The 5,490-nt window shown below is 36.3% G+C and carries 7 protein-coding genes; 2 read left to right on the plus strand and 5 right to left on the minus strand.

Annotation, left to right across the window (positions count from 1 at the left end):
* The 3 genes from HMPREF9171_RS102980 to copA all read right to left on the minus strand — a co-directional run.
* Positions 1-237 (minus strand): hypothetical protein (locus HMPREF9171_RS102980; RefSeq protein WP_000132157.1); only part of this gene is annotated, 237 nt, incomplete at its 3' end.
* Positions 230-910 (minus strand): replication protein, encoded by a 681-nt coding sequence (locus tag HMPREF9171_RS102975; protein WP_001040565.1) that lies wholly within the window; start codon positions 908-910, stop codon positions 230-232. The genes HMPREF9171_RS102980 and HMPREF9171_RS102975, both read right to left, overlap by 8 nt.
* 61 nt (positions 911-971) lie before the next feature.
* On the minus strand, positions 972-1,109 hold the full coding sequence (copA, locus tag HMPREF9171_RS102970) for a plasmid copy number transcriptional regulator CopA (protein WP_000746878.1): 138 nt from the start codon (positions 1,107-1,109) through the stop codon (positions 972-974).
* 789 nt (positions 1,110-1,898) lie between these two features.
* On the opposite strand from copA, the gene HMPREF9171_RS102965 reads away from it, so the two are divergent.
* Complete coding sequence (locus HMPREF9171_RS102965) at positions 1,899-2,201, plus strand: hypothetical protein (RefSeq protein ID WP_000791277.1); 303 nt, start codon at positions 1,899-1,901, stop codon at positions 2,199-2,201.
* The gene (locus HMPREF9171_RS102960) at positions 2,182-2,520 is read left to right on the plus strand and encodes a hypothetical protein (RefSeq protein ID WP_001070898.1); all 339 of its coding nucleotides are present in this window, start codon (positions 2,182-2,184) and stop codon (positions 2,518-2,520) included. Before HMPREF9171_RS102965 ends, HMPREF9171_RS102960 begins: the two co-directional genes overlap by 20 nt.
* Positions 2,521-2,970: 450 nt before the next feature.
* Here HMPREF9171_RS102960 and mobV read toward each other — a convergent pair whose 3' ends face one another.
* A complete protein-coding gene (mobV, locus tag HMPREF9171_RS102955; protein ID WP_000120506.1) occupies positions 2,971-4,455 on the minus strand; it encodes a MobV family relaxase in 1,485 nt (494 codons plus the stop codon).
* Positions 4,456-4,826: 371 nt separating this feature from the next.
* Complete coding sequence (locus HMPREF9171_RS102950; protein WP_000048047.1) at positions 4,827-5,423, minus strand: hypothetical protein; 597 nt, start codon at positions 5,421-5,423, stop codon at positions 4,827-4,829.
* Positions 5,424-5,490: the final 67 nt, after the last annotated feature.

Consider the following 5,490-nt stretch of genomic DNA (forward strand, 5'->3'; position numbering starts at 1 on the left):
AAGGACATCTGCCAACTCTCGAACTTCGTTCATCAGTTTGTCGATTTCCTCATCTAGCAAATCATATCTCTTTTTAGCCAACACCTTTTTGACTTTGTTAGCTTGGTCTGCGACCGCATGGTAACTATCCCACGCTACACTTTCCCATTGTTCCGCTTCTTTCACTTGAGCCAGTAGTCTGTCTCGTTTAGCTTTCAACTCTGCAATATCGTTAATCAGCTCATTTCTATCAGTCATCGCTACCCTCACTCAAAATCTCACCTGTCTCTTGATTAACATTAGAGATATTACTGCCATACTTACGTTCTTGATAGACAGCATCAAAATACAGACGTATTAACCCAGTGTGCGAACGTAAAACTGAATTTATAATTTTGATACTCGGTAAACCATGTTCAGCCCCATGAAGTTTAATAAACCGTCTCAATTCACGCATATTTGCAATATCATACTCATCGATAAGATCACAAACCTCATTGAGCATATCGTCTTTCTCTTCGACGTCAAGCGTTAAATAACGGTCTATATCAAAGTTACTAAGCAAAGTTATGTCAGCCTTATCATAGACGTGCTTTTTCTTTTCGATAGCGTCCTTTGATTCATGCGTAAGATATAAATACGTGTTCTCAATGCTAGTTCTAATTATCTGAACTAGAGCAACGCTATTATCTCCAAGTGACCTCTTGATTTTCATTCTCACACTATCTGCCGTGACTGGATTTTTTGAAACATAAATCACGTGATAGTGCGGTTTTTTATATTGTTGTCCCTCAACCTCACTCTTGTCTCTATCATGCAAAGGGCTGACTGCAATAGGTACACCCAGCAATTCTAATTTTAATTCCCAATCACTAGGGATTGACTCAGGGTAGAGTAAAAAAGTGAAGTATCTTGCTTTTTCTTTAGCCATAAGTTATAATTAACTCAAGTTATAATACTTTTAAAAGCCCGCCTGCCAGCTCGGCTTTTTTTTATTTTACTTGACCTTTCTTGTAGTTTTCCAAGGCAACTGAAATCATTGCAGATTTTGACAACCCCATCTCTTTTGCCATTTTTTCAAGATTTTCAAGCACCGATTCACTGAGTGTTATCGTCAATCTTTTTTTCATGTTCCACCTCTCAAAAATTTATAAAACCATAGTAGCACAACTGTGCATTCATTGCAACGTTTTTTGTATTTTTTGCTTTTTGTCGCCAAAAATGTCGCCGAAATGTCGCCGCAGGGTAGCATGATCTAAAACCTTGATATATCTAGTTTCATGGAACTTTTTGTCGCAATTTGGCACTCGGCACTTAAAAGGGGGGTCGTAGTAGCCCCCCAGATTTTAAATTTTTCTTACGCACCTATTTTTGACACTTATGACCACTACATGATATAATTACCTTACGAAAATGTGATGCGCAAGCACACCGAAGCCCCTAAGGAATGCCAGTTCCCTAGGGGCTTTTTTGTCGGTGTTGGGCTAGCTTCAGCGTTTGTCCTTGCTATCTAACCACTTGCAAATGTAATGTGCCGTTACTTCTGCCACAATAGCAAGTAAGACGTCGAAAATGTAATGCACTCGCTCCACCTCCTTTCGCATAGACTTGCGGAAGGTTTTGCTTCAGCATTCGATATTATAACAAATACGCTTAATTTATTCCATGGTCTATTTGATAACAAATCACCTATATTTTAGTTCTTTCAAAACTCTGACAAATTTAGTTTCCCTAAAAAAGCAAAGAGACCATACGCTTATTGATAAAAAGTGTCTCTTTTGACAAAAATACTATTTTTTTATAAAATGTAAGCGTAAACAAATAAGTTATTCCATCTTGCTAGAAAGAACAACGGAAACTATATTGCATTTGGAATCACATTACATCAAATATATTTATACAAAAGAGAGGAGAACAATATGAAAAACAAAAAAATTGTAACTTTAGGGTTAGCCACTATAATACTAATGCCCAGTCTTATAACTCCTACTTTAACTTATACGGTATACGCAAATGATTTAGAAAACACTACCAAAGTAATTTCTCCCAACGATATTCCCGATATCTATTCAAATACTTTCACTGACGAACAAAAAAGGAAAATAGGGCTAATGTTTAAATTGAGTCCTGAGCTTAAATTAACCGATGAAGGGAAATTATATTTAAACAGTGATACCGAAAGCATCAAAAAAAACTTACTCTATGAATCAAGAAGACCTTGATTTCGTAACTAATTCAATAAATAATTATAATAACGCTATTTCTACTCCAGTATATACTACTAGAGCTAGTTATAGTGGTGGATATATCCACTTAAGCTACAGTGAAGTAGTTAATATTGTTAATCTTGCAGCAAGTTATGGACCTGGAGTTATAGCAGGTGCAATGTCTGCTATACTTTCATTTTATCCTGGAATAGGTACTATCATTGGAGGAATAGTAGGATATGTCGGTTCAGCAACAATCTTACAAGCTATGAGTGACGCTGCTCATCAGAAAAAAGGGATTAAAATTGGTATAGGTGGTATATCTGCAGAATAAGGAGGTAAGAATGAAAGAATTCATTATAGTAATTACACTGACTATAGTATTTTATCTGCTTCACTATTTTTATCCTGTTCTATATCAAAATTTACAATTTATATTTTTCGGACCTCTATTAGCATATATAATATATAAAATATTTCAGTTTATATATAGTTATGTTAAATCTAAAAGTTAATTCATGATTAGTATTTAACAAAGAAAAAATAAAAAGCCGTTATTGGGCTTTTTATTTTTCTCAAATTTTTCAATTATGACCAAAAAATCGACTTTACTTCTTCAGTTCCATATTTCCGCTTACTTTATTCCAATTTCCTCTTGCTAGAAAGTAACCTATGCTGAAATCAGACTGTCGTGTTCGGCCGTCAAGCTTTCAGCCTGTCGACTCGACCCCTACTAGTCTATTTCGCATAGCTTCCTAGCAAGAGTTTTCTCGGCATAAATCGCTTAGAGTCCTAAACCTTTTTCAATAACTCTTTTAACTATTTTCACGATAGGTTTGATTGATTTAAGTTCAGAAATAAAATTATTTAACACTTTGTCAGGCATTAATTCCTTTAACTTACTAAACATCTTGTCATTTTGTTGCCTTAAAATAGAATTTTCGTTTTTTAGTCCTCTAATTTCGCTTTTAAGGCGGTCTATGCTTTCTCCCTTGCTTTCCTCCTTGGCTCGTTGCAGACTTTCCTCAAAACCGTTTTTAGAGCGTTTGAGAGGCATTTGTTGCCTTAACTGATTATTCTCTAACTCTTTTTGATGAACAAGATGTTTGCTTCGGTATATCAGACCTTTGAGTTTTTCAAACTGCTCTTTGGTCAACTCAACATACTCTTTTCCAAACATGCCTTTTTTTGCCTGAATTTCAGCCAATTCTTTTTCAGACATGATTTTCAAGTCACTTAATCGAGCATTTTGTTTAGCTAGTCTTAAATATTCGTTCTCTAACCCCCCTATTTTACTCTCTAAGGCGTTTGAATGTTCTTCTAGGGTATTTATATACCCTTCGGCTTTAGATAGCTCTGAGAGGCTCTCAGAGGTTCGTAGCTCGATTTTATCCAATTCTTCGTATTTTTCTCTAAGTACTTCATTCAAAGCTCTTATTTCCTCTTCTAGGGGCGTTTTAGAAAATTCTAACGTTTGTAGCTGTTCTTTCTGTTGCCATTTTACCCAACCCAACTTTTCTTGATACGTTGTTTCTCTAGCTACTTGTCCTAAGTTTTCTTCTCTCGGAAATTCAGTGAAATTATGGTATTCAATACGGTCATAAAATTCACCTGTCGTTTCGTTAATGTACTCTGGTGCTCCATATTCTTTAACCAACTGTTTTTCAAGTTCTTTACTAGCCATTTCTTGCTTAAATTCAGCAACCGTCTTGTGTTTGGCTTCGCTATTTAGCTCGCCACGCTCCAAATCAAAGCCATACTCGCCCATGTATTTTGGCAAATCATCTTGTATTTTCTTGAGTTCCTCTTTGTTAAACATTGCCTTTGACGATAATTTTCCGTCTTGAAACGGTACTACTCCCAGGTGCATATGCGGGGTACTCTCATCAAGGTGTACACTCGCATAAGCTATATTTTCTTCGCCATAGTTTTCAGCAAAATAATTTTTAGCCGTCTCAAAAAAATCTCTCGTTTCTTCCTCACTCAGTTTCTCAAAGAATGGCTTATCAGACGTGATAAGCCATTCATCGCACAAAACAGCATCTTTCCGAATAGCTCGATTAGATATTTTATTTTCGTTCACATAGTCCTTAATTTGCCGTTCATACGACACCGAGCGGTCACGATCCGTCAACTCATAGTTGAGGTGTGACCTGCTCACGTCTATATCTTTATTTGAATGTTTCTTAAAAATACGTTCATTGTGTCTATAAGCTCCTCCCAAATTACCAATTTTCATTTTCTCCATTCTCGCAACTATGTAACTCATTATCTTACCCCCTTACCTGTGTCAGTCGAATAACGACTGACAGACGAGCCGACAAGTCTATTGCTCGTCTAAAATACGAAATAACTTAACTTGTATTCTAGCACAATTTTCGGCGCTACTTCCAAGTAAAGTATAACGCACTATACTTTACTTCGTAAATGTGCGTTCTCCGAAGGGTCTTGCAGACAGCTTACTCGCCACAAAGGAAAGGTGGCGAGGTAACAAAAAAGCCCTCGAAGCACAAGGACATTTTTGTCATGTTGGCCGATTTCCCCAAGTCGACCAAAGTCATTTTTTTCAAAATGACTAGTCGGACAGCTCCGCTATTGTCCGACAAAAAAGCCGACCCCAAAAGGTCGACTCATCCTATATCAAAAAAAATAAATAATTACTAGCAGGGCTAATATTATCAAGACAGTCAATAGTGCTAACTTATAACTTTTCAAAGATGACTTATTTTCATAATACCTGCGAATATAGTAATCATTGTCGCTTGCCAATCTATTAACTCTGTCTTGAAAACCCTTTTTTTCTTTTAGCCAACCATCAAATTCATCGTTTTTTGATTCCAGTAAAAGTTGATTTTTCTTCTGTTCGTTCAAAAGCAATTGCTGAGATTGGTCAAGAAGCTGATGTAGTCGTTCAACCTCTTTTCCCTTTATTTCCAACTGTTCACGGACATATCGGAAACTAGTTTCTAATTCAGTTTCCGATTTTTGGTTTCTGATATTCTCTTCTTCTCTTGTCTCACTTGGGATTGATGACATATCGGAAACTAATTTTCTAGTTTCCGATTTCTTGTTTCCGATATTGCCCTCAAGTATTGATATGAGTGCTTTTTCGTCCGTATCGGAAACTACTTTTTTATTTCCCTTTTTTCGACCTAGATTATTTTGAGCTAAAATCCGATTAAGATATTGTTTACTTAGTCCTAACTCCTCAGACAATTCTGAAACTGTTTTACTCATCAGAAACCCCCTCCGCAGTTAGAGCGAAGAAAGGAAAATCAAGAGGGAGCTCGTCAATCTCAATCCC

This window comes from Streptococcus agalactiae ATCC 13813 (assembly GCF_000186445.1).
Lineage (GTDB): Bacteria > Bacillota > Bacilli > Lactobacillales > Streptococcaceae > Streptococcus > Streptococcus agalactiae.

Bases quoted from the DNA above. Each gene is read 5' to 3' on its own strand.
- HMPREF9171_RS102950 (WP_000048047.1), bottom strand. From the start codon at position 5,423: ATGAGTAAAACAGTTTCAGAATTGTCTGAGGAGTTAGGACTAAGTAAA.
- HMPREF9171_RS102975 (WP_001040565.1), bottom strand. From the start codon at position 910: ATGGCTAAAGAAAAAGCAAGATACTTCACTTTTTTACTCTACCCTGAG.
- HMPREF9171_RS102965 (WP_000791277.1), top strand. From the start codon at position 1,899: ATGAAAAACAAAAAAATTGTAACTTTAGGGTTAGCCACTATAATACTA.
- copA (WP_000746878.1), bottom strand. From the start codon at position 1,109: ATGAAAAAAAGATTGACGATAACACTCAGTGAATCGGTGCTTGAAAAT.
- HMPREF9171_RS102960 (WP_001070898.1), top strand. From the start codon at position 2,182: ATGAATCAAGAAGACCTTGATTTCGTAACTAATTCAATAAATAATTAT.
- mobV (WP_000120506.1), bottom strand. From the start codon at position 4,455: ATGAGTTACATAGTTGCGAGAATGGAGAAAATGAAAATTGGTAATTTG.